This is a genomic window from Sulfitobacter sp. 1A12157 (genome assembly GCF_043557345.1).
GTDB lineage: Bacteria > Pseudomonadota > Alphaproteobacteria > Rhodobacterales > Rhodobacteraceae > Sulfitobacter.
Map to the genome: position 1 here is coordinate 153,395 of NZ_JBIFFV010000005.1, position 19,207 is coordinate 172,601.

Genomic DNA, 19,207 nt, shown 5'->3' on the forward strand with positions numbered 1-19,207 from the left:
GCGCGCAACATGGAATACGGATTCACGACAGCGGCCTATGTGGTCGCAGCGGTTCTCTTCATCCTGTCGCTCGGCGGTCTGTCGGGGCAGGAGAGCGCGAAACGTGCGGTGTGGTATGGTATCGCCGGCATGGCGCTGGCGGTCATCGCCACGCTGATCGGGCCGGGGGCGGGGCTGTGGCTCCTCTCGCTGATCCTGATCGCCGCCGGTGGTGCCATCGGCTACCAGCTGGCCACCCGCGTGCAGATGACGCAGATGCCCGAGCTTGTCGCGGCGATGCACAGCCTCGTAGGCCTTGCCGCCGTTTTCGTGGGCTACAACGCCCATATCGAACTGGGCAACGTGCTGGCGATGGACGACGTGGCGCGCAAGGCGACCGAAGGCTTCGCGGCGCTGCTGGCCAAGAAGGACAGCGTCGAGATCGCCATCCTGCGGGTCGAGCTGTTCCTCGGCGTCTTCATCGGTGCCGTGACCTTCACCGGCTCGGTTATCGCCTATGGCAAGCTCGCGGGTCGCGTCAGCTCTGCGGCGACGAAACTGCCGGGCGGTCACCTGCTCAATGCAGTTGCGGCGGTGATCTCGCTGCTCTGCCTGATCTGGTACTTCAACACCGGGGGCTTCCTGCCGCTGTTTGTCATGACGCTGGCAGCGCTCTTCATCGGCTATCACCTGATCATGGGCATCGGCGGTGCGGACATGCCGGTGGTTGTCTCGATGCTGAACAGCTACTCGGGCTGGGCCGCGGCGGCGATCGGCTTCTCGCTTGGCAACGATCTTCTGATCGTGGTCGGCGCGCTGGTTGGCTCCTCGGGTGCGATCCTCAGCTACATCATGTGCAAGGCGATGAACCGCTCCTTCATCAGCGTGATCCTCGGCGGCTTCGGCGGTACCTCTGGCCCCGCGATGGAAGTCGAGGGCGAGCAGGTGGCGATCGAGGCCGACGGTGTGGCGCAGGCGCTCAACGAGGCCGACAGCGTCATCATCATCCCCGGCTACGGCATGGCGGTGGCACAGGCGCAAGGTGCGGTCAGCGATCTGGTCAAGAAACTGCGCGCCAAGGGCAAGAACGTCCGTTTCGCCATCCACCCGGTGGCGGGCCGTCTGCCCGGGCACATGAACGTTCTGCTGGCCGAGGCAAAGGTGCCCTATGACATCGTGATGGAGATGGAGGAGATCAACGACGACTTCCCCGATACCGACGTTGCCATCGTCATCGGCTCCAACGACATCGTGAACCCCGCCGCACAGGACGATCCCAACAGCCCCATCGCCGGCATGCCGGTGCTGGAATGCTGGAAAGCGAAGACCGTGATCGTCTCCAAACGCGGGCAGGGCACGGGCTATTCCGGCATCGAGAACCCGCTGTTCTTTAAGGAGAACACGCGCATGTTCTACGGTGACGCGAAGGCGAGCCTCGACAAGCTGCTGCCGCTGATCGACTGACGTTTTCTTTCAAAGAAAACGGCAGGGAATTTTTGAAAAATTCCCTGCACAGCCCTCAAAGCGCCCCGCCGGAAACGGTGGGGCGTTTGCCGTTTTGGCCAGCGGTATACTTCGGTATGCATCAAGTGATTGAAATGGCTTCACTTTTCTCTGTTATTCGACGGCAATGACGCTATTCTCGGCGGAATACACTCCCCAACTGCGGACCCCGTCATGGCCCCGATCAAAGACCACCCCCAGCGGCTTGCCCTTACCGGCGAAATGCACGCGCGCCCTTTTCCGCAACTCGCCGCGCCCTCGCGGGTGGCCTTTCTGGCGGTGAAACTATCGGCGGATGCCACGCCACAGGCCGAGTTGAACGCGCTGTTGGCCCATTACGGCGCCCCACGCGCCGATGCGGCGGCCACGCATTATTACGGAGAGATGGGCCGCTTCACCCTGAAATGGGAGCAGCATACCGAGTTCGTTACCTATACGGTCATTGCCCCCTCGGGCCGAAGCCTGCCCTTTGCCGCCACGGATTTCGACGCTTTTCCAGAGGATTGGCTGGCCGAGGTGCAGGGGGAGCGGATCACCTCCGCCCTGCTTACGGTGCTGCCGAAGCCGGAAGCCGACGATGAGATCGCGGCGCATTTGCAGGACTGGTTCGTGCCCGAAAGCCTTGCGGTGGCGGAGGTGCTGGATGGGGCGGCGGTGGTGGCCAGCGACTTTCGGATCGACCCCGCAGGCCATCTGCGCCTTGCGCTTTTCACCGATGCGACGACCGGCCAGCGGCGGATTGGGCGGATCGTGCAGCGGCTCTGCGAGATCGAGACCTATAAGGCGATGGCGATGCTGGGGTTCATGCAGGCGCGCGACATGGCCGCGGCGTTGAACGATCTGGATGGGCAGCTCTCGACCCTCATGGGGGCGATGCGCAGCGGGGCGGGCACGGCGGCTGAGGAAACGCTGCACGCGCTCCTGGATGTCTCGGTCGCGCTGGAGGCGCTGACGGCGGAAACCGCCTATCGTTTCGCCGCCACGGGGGCATATGAGGCCATCGTCTATGAACGTATCTCCGCCCTGCGTGAGGCGCGTTTTCTGGGGCGGCAGGGCTTTGGCGAGTTCATGATGCGCCGCTATGCGCCCGCGATGCGCACGGTCAAATCGACCGAGACACGCCTGCAAACCCTCGCCGCGCGGGCACTGCGGGCCGCGGATCTTCTGCGGACGCGGGTGGATGTCGAACGCTCGGCCCAGAACCAAGCGATCCTTGCCAGTATGGACCGCCGCGCCGACCTGCAACTGCGCCTGCAACATACCGTAGAGGGGCTGTCGGTCGTGGCAATCAGCTATTACGCGGTGTCGCTGGCGGGCTATCTGCTCTACCCGCTGGCCGCGTCGCTGGGGGTCAGCAAGGGGCTGCTGACGGCCGCCGTTACGCTGCCGGTTGTGTTTGGCGTGTGGTGGATGCTGCGCCGTCTGCGGCGGAAGATCGGCTGAGCAGCGCCTGCATGGCCATGCCGCCCAAAGCGATCATCACAGTGGCTTCGATGGCCGCGACCGAAAGGGTCGGCACCCCGGAGAGCCCTGCGCCCAAGGTGCAGCCACCGGCCAAGACGCCGCCCACGCCCATCATGGCGGCCCCGGTCAGGTAGCGCCCGGTCTGGCGGGGGGCGTCAAAGCTCTGCCACTGAAACTCCCGCGCGACGAGGCTGGCGGTCAACGCGCCGACAAAGACACCGCCCAAGAGCCCAGTGCCAAAGCCCGCGGGGATCGAACTGCTGGCGATGGTCCAGAACAGCGTATCGGCAGAGGGGGAGGTGAAACTAAGGCTTTCCATCGCAATCGGGTCGAATTCATCAAGCAGGATGAACCCGGTGCCCACCCATGCGGCGGGGACCAAGAGACCGATCAGCGCCGCCATCGCCAGTTGCCCCGCACGGTTGCCCGAGCGCAGCGCATAGGCCAGCGCCGCCACGGCGATCACACCGGCCCAGAGCAGCGCACCGCCGGGCAGGGCGGCGAGGCTCACGTTCTCTCCCATATCCACGGTGACAGAGCCGAGCGCCACGCGCAGCGGTGCCAAGACGCCCTTCAGCGTCGCATGGGCCACCACGGCAAAGACCAGCACCACCAGCGCCGCGCGCAGGTTGCCGCCGCCGGTCAGCACCGTAAGGCGCGAGATGCAACCGCGTGTCAGCACCATGCCCGCGCCAAACAGCAGCCCGCCGATGCCAATCGCCAGAAACGGCACTTCAGAAGCCATGAAACGATGCGCGTCAAAACTGATCCACCCGGCGGCCACGGCGGCCTGCGTGCCGATCACCGCGAGCGCCAGGGCGGTCAGCCAGATGCCAAGCGCTTGGCGTCGGTCTTCACCCACAAGGCTCCGGCGAAAGCAAAACCGCGTGCGCTGCGCCAGCACGCCAAACGCCAGCCCGATGAGGGCCGCCAGCAGAACGGACGCCTCTTTTGCTGTCGTCTCTTCAAAGCCGAAAGACTCAAACATCGCGAAAACCCTCAAAAACGGAATTATTTCCCATTTGGAGCGGGCGCGGGTCACAATCAAGTGAAAGCGTACAGGGCCGACCCCCGGAGGGGTGAAATAAATTCCGTTTCGATGGCGAAAGCGGCGACGCTGTTCACCCTGCGTCAAAGGGCGCGAAACAATCGGCCCCTGCCACAGGGGGCGGGGGCCGGTCGGTCCTTATTTTGCTCAGCGCCCGCGAATGCGCGGGTCCAGCGCGTCGCGCAGACCGTCGCCGAGGTAGTTCACCGCCAGCACCGTCAGCGAGATCGCGATGCCCGGCAGCATCACCCGCTCGGGGAACTCCTGCATCCGGTCCACGGCATCGGCCAATTGCTTGCCCCATGTCGGGAAGTCCGAGGGGAAACCGACGCCGAGGAAGCTTAGCGCGCTCTCGGTGATGATCGCGGTCGCGAGGCCCAGGGTGGCCGAGACCATGATCGGCGAGATCACGTTGGGCAGTAGGTGCCGACGAATGATCTTGCCCGGCGTGGTGCCGATGGAACGGGCGGCGAGGATGAACTCACGCTCTTTCAGCGCCAGAATGTCGCCGCGCACGATCCGCGCGGTTTGCATCCACGAGGTTAGGCTGATGACCGAGACGATGAGGATAAACATGCCGCCCTCCGGCCCGAACTGCGCCCGCAGCGGTTGGCCGAAGAGGGTCACCGCGAGCAGGACCAGCGGCAGGATCGGCAGGCTGAGGATCAGGTCCGTGAAGCGCATCAGCCAGAAATCCATACGTTTGAAAAAGCCCGAGAGCACGCCCACGGCGGTGCCGATGATCAGCGCCAGCGCCATCGCCATCCAGCCCACGGCCATTGACACGCGACCGCCAAAGAGCATCTGCGCAAGGATGTCGCGCCCCAATTGGTCGGTGCCGAAGGGATGCGCCCAGCCCGCCTTGGCATCGCCGTCCCACAGCAGGTTGTAGATCGGCCGCCAGTTCTTGTTGCGGATGTCCAGCTTCTTGGCGTCGATGTCCCACAGATAGGGGCCAAAGATCACGGCCAGCGTGATGAAGATCAGGAAGCCGCCGCCAAAAAGCGCGCCCTTGTGCTTGCGGAACTGGTCCCAAACGTCGCGCCATTGGCTGCGCGGCGGTTTTTGCGGGCCCTTGTCTTGCAGGGCCTTCATGAATTCGAGGTCGGCTTCGACCGGGCTTGCGGGAATGGGTTGCTCAGTCATAACGGATCCTTGGGTCAAGCAGGCCGTAGAGGATATCTGCGATCAGGTTGAACAGCACGATCAGCACCGCGAAGATGAAGGTCAGGGTCATCACCATCGGCAGGTCGTTGGCGCGCAGCGCGGTCAGCAGCAGCTGGCCGATGCCGTTCACCTTGAAGACGTTCTCGGTGATGATCGCCCCGCCGAAGATCGCGGGCATGCCGAGCGCGATAACGGTGACCACCGGGATCATCGAGTTGCGCAGCACGTGGACCATGACCACGACGCTTTCCTTCAGCCCCTTGGCGCGGGCGGTGCGCACGTAGTCTTGGTTGAGGTTGTCGAGCATGGCACCGCGCATGTAGCGGCTGATCTGCGCCGTGGTTTGCAGCGCCAGCACCATCACCGGCATGATCATCTGGAAGAACTGCACCTTGAAGCTCTCCCAATCGTTCACGACATGGGTCGTGTCATAGATCGAGGGCAGCCACCCCAAAGAGACCGAGAAGATCACGATGAGCAGCGGTCCGGTAAAGAAGGGCGGGATCGAAAAGCCGATCATGGTGATGAACGTCCCGGCCTGATCGAAGACCGAGTAATGCCGGTAGGCCGAGTAGATGCCGATGGGGATCGCGATGACAATGCCCACGATATAGGCCAGCCCCACGACCCAGAGGGTCTGCGGCATGCGCTGGATCACGATGTCCATCACCGGCGAACGGGTCTGCCAGGAGATCACCCGCAGCTTGCCGTCCGACAGGTTGGTGTCGGGCAGCCAGCTAAACAGGGCGGAGCGGTTGGTCAGATAGTCGATGAAGACCTGCGGCTCGATCCAAAAGACCTGCACGAGCCATTTCCAATATTGGATATAGATCGGCTGGCCGAGGCCAAGCGCCTCGCGCATCTTCTCTTTCACCTCGGGCGGGACCGTCAGCGGCACCTGGGCCATGGGGTCGCCGGGGGCGAGTTGCAGCAGCAGGAAAATCACCAGGCTGATAAACAAAAGCGTCGGGATCGACAAAAGAAGTCGTCGGATGGTGAAGGTCAACATGGGCGTCGCCTTTGTAGGTCAGTCTGTGAGGGGGTGGGGGCGAGACGGGGCGCGCGGATGACGCACACCCCCGAAGGTCGGTGAAAGGAGGCGCGGGCCCGCCGCGCCTCCGTCCTAGATCACTCTTCCATGCGGTACCAATCGGCGGCATTCCACAGTTCGGAGTCCCATGTGTTCAGCACGACGCCACCAAGGGTGTTGGAGGCAGCCGAGACGCGGCCCCGGTCCACGAGCGGCAGGATCGAGTAGCTGTCTTTGGTCAGCATGTCGTTCAGCTTTTTGGCCAGTTCGCCACGCTTTTCCATCTCGCCGGTGCGGCCCAGTTCGGCCACCATCGCATCATACTCTTCGTTGCAGAAGCGGTTGATGTTTTCGCCCTGCCACTGTGTCTCGGGGCTGGGGAACTTGGCGCAAGTCCGCTGGGCAAGGTAGCTTTGCGGGTCGGTGCCGTCGAAGTTGTTGGCGTACATTTCAACGTCTGCATAGAAACGCTGGAACGTGTCGGTCGAACCGGGGTCACCGCCGAAGAAGACCGAAGCGTCGATGTTGCGCAGCTCGGTTTCAACGCCGATCTGGCTCCACCAATCTTTGATCAGCGCTTGGAAGTCCTGACGCACGGCGTTGGTCGAGGTCTGGTAGAGCAGGGATAGTTTCTCGCCGTCCTTCTCACGCACACCGTCGCCATCGCTGTCGACCCAGCCCGCTTCGTCCAACAGCGCCTTGGCGCCTTCGATGTCTTGGGTCAGACAGTCGGTGTTGTCCGAGGCGTAAAGCTCGGGCGCGGGCACGATGTTGCAGGTCGCGCGGCCCGCCTGGCCGTAGCCCACTTCGACCAGCAATTCGCGGTCGATCGCCATGGAAAGCGCGCGGCGCACTTTTTCATCGCCCAGGATCGGGTGCGGGTGTTTGGCCGTGGCGCGCTCACCCTCCGGCAGATCGGGGGAGGGGTCGGTCATGTTCAGTTCCAGACGCTCAACCAGCGTGCCGAAAGCCGACATCGGCTTGCCCTTGCCGCCTTCGGCCATCTTGGCGATGACATCGGGGGCCAGTTGCAGGTTCCAGGCGTAGTCGAACTCACCCGTTTCCATCACGGCACGGCCCGCCGCTGTCGCGTCACCGCCGCCTTTGAAGGTCAGCGTGGCGAAAGCAGGCTTGCTCGGATCGCGGTAGTTCTCGTTCGCGGCCATGGTGATCACGTCGTTCGGGCGGAACTCGGTGACGGTGAAGGGGCCGGTGCCAATGGGGTTGAAGTTGGCCTCGGTGCACTCAGGCGCTTTGGCGCCGGTGCAATCGGCAAACTGTGCCGCCTGAATGATCGGGGATTGGCCGCCCATGAAGGGGCCGTAGGGGTTTGGCATCGGTTCGGAGAAGGTGACCTTTACCGTCTGGTCATCGACCACATCGACCGAGGAGACACCTTCGAACTTAGCCAACTGCGCGCAGCCGCCTTCGGGGTTCATGCAGTAATCGGCGGTGAATTTGACGTCATTGGCGGTGACGGGGGTGCCGTCGGACCACATCAGCCCGTCTTTCAGCTTCCATGTGATGGTCTTGAGGTCTTCGCTCACGCCGCCGTTTTCCAGCGTCGGAATCTCGGTTGCCAGATAGGGGACCAGCGCGCCGGTTTCGTCATAGCGGCCCAGCGGTTCGAGGATCAGCGAGGAGGCTTCGACGTCCTTCGTGCCGCTCGACAAATAGGGGTTCAGGATCGAAGGCGCCTGCCAATAGATGATTTTGACTTCGCCGTCGCGGCCCCGCTCGCCCTCATGGGCTTCGGCAAAGGCCATGGGGGCAAACGCAGTCGATGCGACAGCCCCCATCAATAGGGTCTTCAATTTCATATCTTACTCCATGTTGGACACGTGGGCGTGCCGCATTTTGTCAACGGGATGTGCCCCGCCTTGTTGTTATCGCCCCGGAAAGAAGATGAGCTTCGCCAGCTAAACATAACAAAACAAGTAATATTCAACCTGTGATCGAAGCGCTCTTTCCAAACCGCATGGGCTATATCGAAACAGGTTTGCAAAAAATTGCAAGGGCGGACGTGGCGCAATTATGGCAAAGCCCGAAGTCTGCGCGTCAGGTTTGACAGTCTCGTGACATTCGCCGTAGCGTCAGGCAAATCTGCGCCAATAAAAACAACAGGGAAACAGATGCTGGATCACACAAACGGGGCGCCGATCGCCCAAATTCAGGGCCTGCGCGTCGAATTTCAAACCAAAGATGGCCCCGTTGTCGGTGTCGAGGATGTCAGTTTCGACATTAATCCCGGTGAAACGGTTTGCGTGGTCGGAGAATCAGGATCGGGCAAATCGGTGTCCTCGCTGTCGCTGATGCGGCTGGTTGAGTATGGCGGCGGTGAAATTGCAGGCGGTCGCCTGCTTTTTGAGCGCGGTGAAGAAGGCCAGGTCGATCTTGCGGCCAGCGGTGGCAATCTGATGCGCAAGATTCGCGGCAACGAGATCGGGATGATCTTTCAGGAGCCGATGACCGCGCTGAACCCGGTCTTTACCATCGGCAAGCAGATGACCGAAGGCCTGCGGCTGCATCTGAACATGACCCGCAAAGAGGCCGAGGCCCGCGCGCTGGAACTGATGAAACAGGTCCGCATCCCCGAGCCCGAGCGCCGGCTCAAGCAATATCCGCATGAGCTATCGGGCGGCATGCGCCAGCGCGTGGTGATCGCCATGGCGCTGGCCTGCGAACCGCGCTTGCTGATCGCCGACGAGCCCACCACCGCGCTCGACGTGACCATCCAGGCCGAGATCCTCGCCCTGATGGACCGTCTCAAGCGCGAGACCGGGACGGCGGTGATGTTCATCACCCACGACATGGCCGTGGTGGCGCAGATGGCCGACCGCGTGGTCGTGATGTTCCGCGGCAAGAAGGTCGAGGAAGGCACCGTCGAGGAGATCTTCGAGAACCCGCAGCACCCCTATACCAAGGCGCTGCTGGCCGCGGTGCCGAAGCTCGGCGAGATGACCGGCAAGCCGTACCCCGAGCCGATGAAACTCTTGGGCACGCCCGACAAGGAGATCGTGCCGATCAAGGGCCGCGAGGAGGTGCTCTTGTCGGTCAAGAACCTGACCACGCGCTTCCCGGTGCAGGGCGGTTTCCTGCGCCGCACCGTGGCCAATGTCCATGCGGTCGAGGACTTGTCGTTCTCGCTCAACAAGGGCCAGACGCTCAGCCTCGTCGGCGAATCGGGCTGCGGCAAATCCACCGCCGGGCGCTCGATCCTGCGGCTGGTGGAGCCGATGTCGGGGGAGGTGAAGCTCGACGGCGTCGACATCATGTCGCTCGACCAATCGGCGCTGCGCACTGCGCGGCTCGACATGCAGATGATCTTCCAAGACCCCTTCGCCTCGCTCAACCCGCAGATGCAGCTGGCCGATCAGGTGGCCGAGCCGATCCATAATTTCGCGACCCTCAAGGGCGGGGACGTCACCAAGCGAATCGAGATGCTCTTCGACCGCGTGGAACTGCCGCGCAGCTTCATGCGCCGCTTCCCGCATGAGCTGTCGGGCGGCCAGCGCCAGCGTGTCGCCATCGCCCGCGCGCTTGCGCTGAACCCCAAGCTGATCATCGCGGACGAGGCGGTCTCGGCGCTGGACGTGAGCGTTCAGGCGCAGGTGCTGAACCTGATGATGGAGCTGCAGGCAGAGATGGAACTGTCGTTTCTCTTCATCAGCCACGACATGGCCGTGGTCGAGCGCGTCAGCCATTACGTCGGCGTCATGTATCTGGGCCGCATCGTCGAGATGGGCTCGCGCCAGCGGGTTTTCGAGAACCCGCAGCACCCCTATACGCAGGCGCTGATGAAGGCCGTGCCGATCGCCGATCCGCGCCGCCGCAAGTCCGAGAAGGATTTGAACTTCAAGCCGATCCCCTCGCCAATCCATCCGGTCAGTTACCGGCCCGAGCCTTCGGCCTATCGCGAGGTGGAGCCGGGGCACCATGTGCTGATCACCGACAGCGGCTATTGAAAGAACACCCATGACCGAACGCCTGACCCCGCTTGAGTTGATGACCAAGCTCATTAGCTTTCCCACCGTGTCGCGCGACACCAACATCCCGCTGATCGACTGGGTGGCGGACTACCTCGCCTCCCACGGGATCGAGAGCCACCGCTACATCGACCCCGAGCAGCCGAAACACGCGCTCTTTGCCCATGCGGGCCCATGGGAGGAGGGGGCCGTGGTCCTGTCCGGTCACACCGACGTGGTGCCGGTCGACGGGCAGGCCTGGGACACCGATCCCTTCACCGTGACCGAGAAGGGCGGCCGCTATTACGGGCGCGGCACCTGCGACATGAAGGGCTTCGACGCGCTGGCGATCTGGGCTTTGGTCGAGGCGCATTATGCGCAAGTGAAACGGCCCCTGCAGATCGCGCTCAGCTTCGACGAGGAGATCGGCTGCACCGGTGCCCCGCCGATGATCCAAGCGATGCAGGACGTGCTGCCCAAGGGGGCTGCGGTGATCGTGGGCGAGCCCTCGACCATGCAGGCGGTGACCGGCCATAAGGGCGGCATCGGCTTCAACACGCATCTGGTGGGTTTCGAGGTGCATTCCTCGCTTCTGCACACCGGGGTCAATGCGATCATGGCGGGCGCAAAGCTCATCGAATGGGCCAATGACGTGAACAGCGACAACATGGCCGCGCGCCCGACCGAGATCGCGGCGATGTTCGACCCGCCCTTCACCACCGCCCATGTCGGCGTGATCGAGGGCGGCACGGCGCATAACATCACCGCCAAGGACTGCAAGTTCGCGATGGATTTCCGCGTCGTCCCGGGCGAGGACAAAGACAAATGGGGCACCGCCTACCTCAAGAAGGTGCGCGAGGTCGAAAAGCAGATGCAGGACGTGGTGCCCGAAACCTATATCGAGACCTCGACCCGTTTCGACGTCCCCGCCCTGCAGCCCGAGAAGGACGGCGAGGCCGAGCAGATCGTGCGCCAGATCACCGGCGACAACGCTAGCCATAAGGTCAGCTACGGCACCGAGGCCGGGCAGTTCCAGGAGGTGGGCTATTCCGCCGTGATCTGTGGCCCGGGCGACATCGCGCAGGCGCATCAGCCCAACGAGTTCATCGAAGTGGCGCAATTCGAGGCCGGTCACGATTTCATGCGCCGTCTGTTGACCCGCTTGCAGGGCTGAGCTTTCCCTGACAGACCTGAGGCTGGCCCCGTGCGGGGCCGGTCCTTTCCACGGCCGCCCGGTGCAGCCGCGCGGCATCAGCCCTCGGGGTCCGCATGTCCGCTTTTCCTATCACCCTCGCCACCCCCGCCAGCTATCCGCGCACCCCGCCCCGCGAGAGCGAGGTCGTGGTCATCGGCGGCGGGGTGATCGGCGTCTGCACCGCCTTGTTTCTGGCCCGCGCCGGGCGGCAGGTCACGCTTTTGGAAAAGGGCCGCATCGCCGCGGAGCAATCCAGCCGCAACTGGGGCTGGATCAGGCAACAGGGGCGCGACCCGGACGAATTGCCGATCATGGTGGAAGCCGCGCGGCTTTGGCGTGAGCTTGCGCCAGAACTCGACCGCGACATCGGCCTGCAGCAGACCGGCGTCACCTATCTGGCGGGAACCGAGGCCAAGATGCAGGGCTATGCCGACTGGCTGCCCCATGCCAAGACCCACGGCGTCGACAGCCGGTTGATGGACGCGAACGATGTCGCCAAGGCGTTCCCGGGGCTGGCCGGAACCTATGCCGGGGCGCTCACCACCCCCTCGGACATGCGGGCCGAGCCTTGGGTCGCCGTGCCCGCTTTGGCGGCGCTGGCGGCCCGCGAGGGGGTGAAGATCATCGAGAATTGCGCGGTGCGCCGCCTCGACCTTGCCGCCGGGCGCGTGGCGGGCGTGGTGACAGAGGCGGGCGCGGTGCGCTGCGCCTCGGTCGTTCTGGCGGGCGGGGCGTGGTCGGCGCTGTTCCTGCGCGCCCATGGTGTCAGCCTGCCGCAGCTTTCGGTGCGCGAGAGCGTGCTGGCCACCAATGTGCTGCCCGAGGTCCACGCCGGTGCCGCCGCCGAGGCGGGGCTGGCCTTCCGCCGCCGCGCCGATGGCGGCTACACGCTGGCCCCCGGCGGGCGGCCTGATCTTTTCGTCGGCCCCGACGCCTTCCGCGCCCTACGCCACTACCTGCCGCAACTGCGCCAAAGCCCCTTCGGCCAACGCCTGCGCGCCGCGGCCCCGCGCGGCTTTCCCGATGCGTGGCACACGCCGCGCAATTGGGCCGCCGACGCGCACAGCCCCTTCGAGGCCATGCGCATCCTTGATCCCATGCCGGACCACCGCGCGCTGCGCCGGGCGCGCAAACGCTTTGCCGCGCTTTATCCGGGGTTGCCGCCGATCACCGCCCGCGCCTCATGGGCAGGGATGATCGACGTGATGCCCGATATCGTGCCGGTGGTGGATGCATGCGCACAGATCCCCGGCCTCATCATCGGCACCGGCATGTCGGGCCATGGCTTTGGCATCGGCCCGGCGATGGGGCGGGTGCTGGCGGCACTGGTCATGGGCGATGCGCCGGGCCATGATCTGCGCAGATTCCGCGCCGACCGTTTCAGCGATGGCAATGCCATCCGTCTCGGCCCGACGCTTTGAGATCATTTGCAAAAGGACATTCCATGCCGATCAAGAACCGCTTCGCCGAGACCCATGCCGAGATCACCGCTTGGCGCCGCCACCTGCACCAGCACCCCGAGTTGATGTTCGACCTGCCCGAGACTTCGCGCTTCGTAGAAGAGAAGCTGCGCAGCTTCGGCATCACCGACATTACCACCGGTATCGCCCAGACCGGCGTGGTCGCGGTGATCGAAGGGCAGAGCAATACCTCGGGCCGCACCATCGGCCTGCGCGCCGACATGGATGCCCTGCCGATCACCGAGGCGACGGGGCTGCCGCATGCCTCGAAGACTCCCGGCAAGATGCATGCCTGCGGCCATGACGGCCATACGGCGATGTTGCTGGGGGCGGCGCAATACCTTTCCGAGACACGCAATTTCGATGGCCGCGTGGTGCTGATCTTCCAACCGGCCGAGGAGGGCGGCGGTGGCGGCAATGTCATGGTGCAGGAAGGGCTGATGGACCGCTGGGGCATCGACGAGGTCTACGGAATGCACAACATGCCCGGGCACCCCACCGGGCATTTCGCGATCCGCGAGGGCGCTCTGCTGGCCGCGGCGGATGAGTTCAACATCACGCTGACGGGCCAGGGCGGCCATGCCGCGGCCCCGCATGAGGCGGTGGACACGAACCTCGCCGCTGCGCATGTGATGATCGCGCTGCAATCCATCGCCAGCCGCAACACCGATCCGTTGAAGCAGGTCGTCGTCTCGGTCTGCACCCTGCGCAGCGACACCGACAGCCACAACGTCCTGCCACATCAGGTGCTTCTGCGCGGCACGGTACGGACGCTGGATCCGGCGGTTCAGGATTTGGCCGAGCGTCGTCTGCACGACATCACCCGCCTGACGGCAGAGGCGCATCAGTGCCGGGCCGAGATCGACTACCGCCGTGGCTATCCGGTCACCCGCAACCACGCAGAGCAAACCCGCTATGCCACGGAGGCCGCTGACAAGGTCACCCCCGGCACCGACCGCGACACGCCGCCGATCATGGCGGGTGAGGATTTTTCCTATATGCTCAATGCGCGACCGGGTGCCTATATTATGATCGGCAATGGCGAGGGGGCGACGGTCCACCACCCCGAATACGACTTTGACGATGCCGCGATCCCGGCAGGCTGCTCATGGTTCGCGCAGGTGGTTGAGGACCGGCTGGCAAGGGCGTAAGCATGTGGCAGATAAATGCGACTGCATGAAAACAGCGCCTAACCCAACTCCGGAGGATACTTCCTAAATGCCCGTTAAGAACCGATTTGCCGAGCTGCACGCCGACATCACCGCATGGCGCCGCGACCTGCATGAGAACCCCGAAATCCTGTTTGAGACACACCGCACCTCGGCCACCGTGGCCGAGAAGCTGCGCAGCTTTGGCTGCGACGAGGTTGTCGAGGGCATCGGCCGCACCGGTGTCGTCGGCGTGATCAAGGGCAAGGAGACCGGCTCGGGCAAGGTCATCGGTCTGCGCGCCGACATGGACGCGCTGCCGATCCACGAACAGACCGGGCTGGACTACGCCTCCAAGACCGATGGCGCGATGCATGCCTGTGGCCATGACGGCCACACCGCCATGCTGCTCGGTGCCGCGCAATACCTCGCCGAGACCCGCAACTTCGACGGCACCGTCGTGGTGATCTTCCAGCCCGCCGAAGAGGGCGGCGGCGGCGGTCGCGAGATGTGCGAAGACGGCATGATGGACCGTTGGGGCATCCAGGAAGTCTATGGCATGCACAACTGGCCGGGCATGCCCACGGGCTCCTTCGGCATCCGCGCAGGCTCGTTCTTTGCCGCGACCGACCAGTTCGACATCACCTTCGAAGGCCGCGGCGGCCATGCCGCCAAGCCGCATGAGACCGTCGACACCACCGTGATGTCCGCGCAGGCGGTGCTGGCGCTGCAGACCATCACCGCGCGCAATGCCGACCCGGTGGAGCAGATCGTGGTCTCGGTCACCTCTTTCGAGACCTCCTCGAAAGCCTTCAACGTCATCCCGCAGAGGGTGCAGATCAAGGGCACCGTGCGGACCATGTCCCCCGAGACGCGCGCCCTGGCCGAGAAGCGGATCAAGGAGATCTGTGCTGGCATCGCGGGCACCTTCGGCGGCAAGGCCGATGTGACCTACCACCGCGGCTACCCGGTGATGGTGAACCACGAGGAGCAGACCGAGTTTGCCGCCGACGTGGCGCGCTCGATCTCGGGCCAGTGCGAGGAAGCGCCGCTGGTGATGGGCGGCGAGGATTTCGCCTTCATGCTCGAGGAACGCCCGGGCGCCTATATCCTCGTCGGCAACGGCGACACGGCAGCGGTGCACCACCCGGAATATAACTTCAACGACGAAGCCATTCCGGCAGGCTGTAGCTGGTGGGCCGGCATCGTCGAGCAGCGGATGCCCGCGGCCTGATCCGGCCATCGGTAGTGCTTAGAGCGCGCCTCCCTCGGGGGCGCGTTTTTCTTTGCGGGCTAGCCGCGCTCCCAAAGCGCGTTGTAGACGGCTTCGATCCCATCGGCCTCGGCTCGGGCGCTGAAACGCTGTTCGGCCCAATGGCGCGCGGCCTCGGAAAGGGCGGCTTGATCCTCGCGCTCGAGCAGGGACAGCGCAGCTTGCGCCGCAGCTTCCGCCGCGCCCAGTGGCACGATCTTACCGACCCGTCCGCCATTCGAGAAAGCGCCGTAATAGCCCGCATCGCTGCCGACGAAAGGCACGCCCGAGGCCAGCGCTTCGAGGGGGACCATGCCATAGCCCTCGTAGCGTGGCAGTTGCACCACCAGCGACAGCGCGCGCATCAGTTTCGGCAGGTCGGCGGCGGGGTATTCGCCGATGAAAAGGAGCCGATTGGCAAGGCCCGCGGCCTCGACCTGTGCCTTGAGCCTGTTCAGAAACGCCTCATGTTTGCCGCCCGCCCGTCCAATCACCAGCGCCACCGCGCCGGGGCGTTGGGGCAGCAGGCGCAGCATGGCCTCCACGAAAAGGTCGGTGCCTTTCTCGGGCCGGATGCGCCCCACGGTGGCGATGCCATGGGTGCCGCCAAAGCCCAACTGCTCCCAAGCGTTCGCGTGGTTGGTGGCGGGGGAGAAGACATCGGTGTCCACCCCATGCGGCACCACGGCGCGAACATGGGGCACGAATTCCGCTGCGCGTTCGGTCGTGGCAATCACCGCGTCCATCTGCCGGATCAGCCAGCGGGGATAGGCCGAATGCAGCCGCTGCGCGGCAGAGGTAAAGACGATCCGGATATTCGCGCCGCGTACATCGCGCAGCCAAAGCGCGCTGCGCATTTCCGTGTTGCGGCGCACGTGCCAAATGGCGAAGGGGCGGTCTTGGGGGGGATGTTTGCGGGTGATCCGCCCTGCGGCGACTCGGGTCAGCGGCAGCGGGCAGCCGGGCAGGGGCTGGCCCACCAGCGCTAGGTCATGCCGGTCGACCTGTTGCCGGACCACATTGGCCGCCGTGGCCGACACCCCGGTGAAATTACGGTTGTAGTTGGTGACGAAAAGCTCAGGCATCGCTGTCCCCTCGCAGGCGCAGGGCCGTGATCAGCCGTTCGGCAATACTGTCGAGTTTGTCGGTCTGCCCCGCGGCATAGGTCTTGGCCGCCGCCACGCCAGAGGCGCGGGCGATATCATTGCGCAGCAGATCCCCCACACGCTCCGCCAAATCCTGCGTGCCCGCCACCAGACGCGCGGCGCCCTCGGCTTCCATCTCGGCATAGGTCTCGGCAAAATTGGCGACATGGGTGCCCGAGAGCACCATCGCCCCGGCCTGCGCGACCTCATAGGGGTTGTGCCCTCCGATCGGGTGCAGCGACCCGCCCAGAAAGACGATGTCGGATAGGGCGTACCATGTGCCCAACTCGCCCAGAGTGTCGGCCAAATAGACCTGTTCGCGCGGCATGTCGCCGCGTGTTCGGCGCCCATGGGTTAGTCCGTAGCTAGCGATGAGACCTGCCACCTCGTCACCGCGCTCGGGGTGGCGGGGGGCAAGGATCAGGCACAGCTCGGGGATGCGCTCCAGCAGTTGGCGATGCGTCTCCAAGACCGCTTTCTCCTCGCCCGGGTGGGTGGAGGAGGCGATCCAGACAGGGCGGCCCTGCAAGGCCTCTCGCGCCTCGGCGATGGTCCCCTCATCCTGCGGCAGGGGGCCTGCCATGGACTTGAGGTTGATCCCGGGCGTGACCCGGTCGGCGGGGGCGTTGATCGTCCTCATCGCCCGGGCCATCGCGTCATTCTGCGTCAGGATCAGGTCGAACACGCCAAAGAGGAACCCCGCCAGCGCGGGCCGTTTCTGCCAGCTTTCGATCGAGCGTTGCGAGAGGCGGGCGTTGATCAGCGCCATCGCCGTGCCCCGCGCATGGGTCCGCCGCAGCATCTGCGGCCAAAGCTCGCTTTCCACGAAGAGCGCCGCATCGGGGCGCCAATGGTCAAGGAACCGTTTCAGCGGGCCGGGGGCGTCGAGCGGGGCGAACTGATGACCTGTGCGCGGGGGCAGGCGGCTCCCTACCAAACGGGCCGAGGTGGCGGTGCCGGAAGTGATGAGGAAATGCGCCTGCGGCAGGGCGTGCCCCATCCGGTCAATCAGTGCGAGAACCGACAGGCTCTCGCCGACCGAGGCTGCGTGAAACCAGATCAACTGCCCCTCGGGGCGCGGCTGACTGGCATGGCCCAGCTTTTCGCGCGCGCGTTCCGGCGTGACCTCGGCGCGGCGCAGTTTGGCCATGGAGCGCCGCCCGGCCACGGGCAAGATCACCCGGCTCGCCGCGACCCATGCCCGGTAGAGAAACGGCACCGCCAAGGGCTCAGCCGCCCGTGTGGCTCATGTGGCGGGGCATCTGCCCGTCGACACGTTGCCGCGAATAGTCGAAAGCATGCCCCTTGGGCTTGCGGTCGATGGCCGCGCGGATCGCCTCTTGCAGCGGCACATCCGTGTCCGGGTGATCGCGCAGGGGTTTGCGCAGGTCGGCCACGTCCTCTTGACCCAGACACATGAAAATCTCGCCTGTGCAGGTGACCCGCACACGGTTGCAGCTTTCGCAGAAGTTATGGCTCAGCGGAGTGATGAAGCCGATTTTCTGCCCGGTCTCCTCCAGCCGGACGTAGCGCGCGGGGCCGCCTGTGCGCTCGGCCAGATCGGTGACGGTGTAATGTTCGGCGTAACGCGCGCGCACGTCGCGCAGCGACCAGTATTGGCCGAAGCGGTCCTCGTTGCCCAGATCGCCCATCGGCATGACCTCGATCCACGTCAGGTCAATGCCGCGCTCGGCGCACCATTCTGTGATATGCAGCAGTTCCGGCTCGTTAAAGCCCTTAAGTGCCACCGCGTTGATCTTGATTTTCAGCCCCGCGCGCTGCGCCGCGTCGATCCCGCGCAGCACCTGCGGCAGGCGGCCCCAGCGGGTGATATCCGCGAATTTTTGCTCGTCCAGCGTGTCGAGCGAGACATTCACCCGGCGCACACCGGCGGCGTAGAGATAATCGGCGAAGCGTTCAAGCTGGCTGCCGTTAGTGGTCAGCGTCAGTTCCTTCAGCTTGCCGCTGTCGAGATGCCGTTTCATGCCGTCAAAGAAGGTCATGATGCCGCGGCGGACCAGCGGCTCGCCCCCGGTGATGCGCAGCTTCTCGACGCCGAGGTCGATGAAGTTGCTGCACAGGCGGTCGAGCTCCTCGAGCGTCAGCAATTCCTTCTTGGGCAGAAAGGTCATGTTCTCCGACATGCAATAGACGCAGCGGAAATCGCAGCGGTCGGTGACGGAGACGCGCAGATAGGTGATCGCGCGCATGAAGGGGTCGATGAGGGGTGCTGTCATGCTTTATAGGTAATGCCCCGCCCAACCCGGGGCAAGCGCCATTTGGGCGATTGATAAGGGGGCAGGGCGCAGATAGGCTGCGCGGATGACACGTATAATCTTACCGCTTTTCATCGCCGCCGCGACCGCCGGTTGCAGCAACCTGTCGGAACGCCTCGGGATGGATGCCAGCCAGTCCGAACCTGCACCTGCAACCGCATCGGTCGACGCCAAGGCTGAGGTCGCAACCCCGAGCGCAGCAGCCCCTGCAACGCCGCCCGCCGCCTCTCCCATCGCCACCGCGGGCAGCAGTGCCGAGGCGCTGGATACCACCACGGCGGCAGAGCGCGAAGCGGCCACCCGCGCGCCCGCCAGCGCCGGTGCCGCCTTGGGGTCGACCGTGGTCAGCCTTGGCAGCGCAACGGAGCCGGGCCTGTGGTTGAAAACACCCCTTGTCGATGCCGAACAGCCGGGCCGGGTGACCAACCCTGCCACGGGCAAATCCGCCGCAGTGACGCTGATCCCACTGGAGGGGCCCGCAACCGCAGGCAGCCGCATGTCGTTGCCCGCCTTGCGTTTGATCGGGGCATCGCTGACCGACCTCACCACGGTCGAGGTCTCGACCGAAGGCTAAG

At 64.7% G+C, this 19,207-nt stretch carries 15 protein-coding genes; 8 read left to right on the forward strand and 7 right to left on the reverse strand.

Annotated features, from left to right (window positions below; genetic code table 11):
- Positions 1 to 9: 9 nt before the first annotated feature.
- Together ACGYLC_RS10850 and ACGYLC_RS10855 are read left to right on the forward strand one after the other, a co-directional pair.
- Entirely contained in the window at positions 10 to 1,443 is a 1,434-nt protein-coding gene (locus ACGYLC_RS10850) for an NAD(P)(+) transhydrogenase (Re/Si-specific) subunit beta (RefSeq protein ID WP_394422958.1), read from the forward strand.
- A gap of 213 nt (positions 1,444 to 1,656) precedes the next feature.
- Positions 1,657 to 2,925, forward strand: a complete 1,269-nt coding sequence (locus ACGYLC_RS10855; protein ID WP_394422959.1) for a DUF3422 family protein — start codon at positions 1,657 to 1,659, stop codon at positions 2,923 to 2,925.
- Here the strand turns inward: ACGYLC_RS10855 and ACGYLC_RS10860 are convergent.
- From ACGYLC_RS10860 to ACGYLC_RS10875, 4 genes are all read right to left on the reverse strand, one after another.
- Positions 2,861 to 3,934, reverse strand: coding sequence for a YeeE/YedE family protein (locus ACGYLC_RS10860; protein ID WP_394422960.1), 1,074 nt, complete (start codon positions 3,932 to 3,934; stop codon positions 2,861 to 2,863). The two genes, ACGYLC_RS10855 and ACGYLC_RS10860, sit on opposite strands and share 65 nt — an antisense overlap.
- A 207-nt stretch (positions 3,935 to 4,141) precedes the next feature.
- Entirely contained in the window at positions 4,142 to 5,140 is a 999-nt protein-coding gene (locus ACGYLC_RS10865) for an ABC transporter permease (RefSeq protein WP_394399863.1), read from the reverse strand.
- On the reverse strand, positions 5,133 to 6,170 hold the full coding sequence (locus ACGYLC_RS10870) for an ABC transporter permease (RefSeq protein WP_271687693.1): 1,038 nt from the start codon (positions 6,168 to 6,170) through the stop codon (positions 5,133 to 5,135). The genes ACGYLC_RS10865 and ACGYLC_RS10870 overlap by 8 nt, the downstream gene beginning before the upstream one ends.
- Positions 6,171 to 6,289: 119 nt before the next feature.
- The gene (locus tag ACGYLC_RS10875) at positions 6,290 to 8,011 is read right to left on the reverse strand and encodes a peptide ABC transporter substrate-binding protein (RefSeq protein WP_394422961.1); all 1,722 of its coding nucleotides are present in this window, start codon (positions 8,009 to 8,011) and stop codon (positions 6,290 to 6,292) included.
- Positions 8,012 to 8,323: 312 nt separating this feature from the next.
- On the opposite strand from ACGYLC_RS10875, the gene ACGYLC_RS10880 reads away from it, so the two are divergent.
- The 5 genes from ACGYLC_RS10880 (at position 8,324) to ACGYLC_RS10900 (ending at position 15,193) form a co-directional block, all read left to right on the forward strand.
- Entirely contained in the window at positions 8,324 to 10,156 is a 1,833-nt protein-coding gene (locus ACGYLC_RS10880; RefSeq protein ID WP_394422962.1) for a dipeptide ABC transporter ATP-binding protein, read from the forward strand.
- A gap of 10 nt (positions 10,157 to 10,166) precedes the next feature.
- A complete protein-coding gene (gene argE / locus ACGYLC_RS10885) occupies positions 10,167 to 11,330 on the forward strand; it encodes an acetylornithine deacetylase (RefSeq protein WP_394422963.1) in 1,164 nt (387 codons plus the stop codon).
- A gap of 95 nt (positions 11,331 to 11,425) precedes the next feature.
- On the forward strand, positions 11,426 to 12,772 hold the full coding sequence (locus ACGYLC_RS10890; RefSeq protein ID WP_394422964.1) for an NAD(P)/FAD-dependent oxidoreductase: 1,347 nt from the start codon (positions 11,426 to 11,428) through the stop codon (positions 12,770 to 12,772).
- Positions 12,773 to 12,795: 23 nt separating this feature from the next.
- Positions 12,796 to 13,962, forward strand: a complete 1,167-nt coding sequence (locus tag ACGYLC_RS10895) for a M20 aminoacylase family protein (RefSeq protein WP_394422965.1) — start codon at positions 12,796 to 12,798, stop codon at positions 13,960 to 13,962.
- Between the two features lie 67 nt (positions 13,963 to 14,029).
- Positions 14,030 to 15,193: a M20 aminoacylase family protein gene (locus ACGYLC_RS10900; protein WP_394422966.1), complete on the forward strand. Its 1,164-nt coding sequence runs from the start codon at positions 14,030 to 14,032 to the stop codon at positions 15,191 to 15,193.
- Between the two features lie 59 nt (positions 15,194 to 15,252).
- Here the strand turns inward: ACGYLC_RS10900 and ACGYLC_RS10905 are convergent, their stop codons facing one another.
- Genes ACGYLC_RS10905 through moaA form a run of 3 tightly spaced genes read right to left on the reverse strand, consistent with a single transcriptional unit; the run spans position 15,253 to position 18,593 of the window.
- The gene (locus ACGYLC_RS10905; RefSeq protein WP_394422967.1) at positions 15,253 to 16,296 is read right to left on the reverse strand and encodes a glycosyltransferase family 4 protein; all 1,044 of its coding nucleotides are present in this window, start codon (positions 16,294 to 16,296) and stop codon (positions 15,253 to 15,255) included.
- The gene (locus ACGYLC_RS10910) at positions 16,289 to 17,581 is read right to left on the reverse strand and encodes a 3-deoxy-D-manno-octulosonic acid transferase (RefSeq protein ID WP_394422968.1); all 1,293 of its coding nucleotides are present in this window, start codon (positions 17,579 to 17,581) and stop codon (positions 16,289 to 16,291) included. The genes ACGYLC_RS10905 and ACGYLC_RS10910 overlap by 8 nt, the downstream gene beginning before the upstream one ends.
- A 4-nt stretch (positions 17,582 to 17,585) precedes the next feature.
- Positions 17,586 to 18,593, reverse strand: a complete 1,008-nt coding sequence (gene moaA, locus ACGYLC_RS10915) for a GTP 3',8-cyclase MoaA (protein ID WP_394422969.1) — start codon at positions 18,591 to 18,593, stop codon at positions 17,586 to 17,588.
- Positions 18,594 to 18,678: 85 nt separating this feature from the next.
- Here moaA and ACGYLC_RS10920 point away from each other — a divergent pair, with 85 nt between their 5' ends.
- Positions 18,679 to 19,206 (forward strand): hypothetical protein, encoded by a 528-nt coding sequence (locus ACGYLC_RS10920; RefSeq protein ID WP_394422970.1) that lies wholly within the window; start codon positions 18,679 to 18,681, stop codon positions 19,204 to 19,206.
- The last annotated feature ends 1 nt before the right edge of the window (position 19,207 follow it).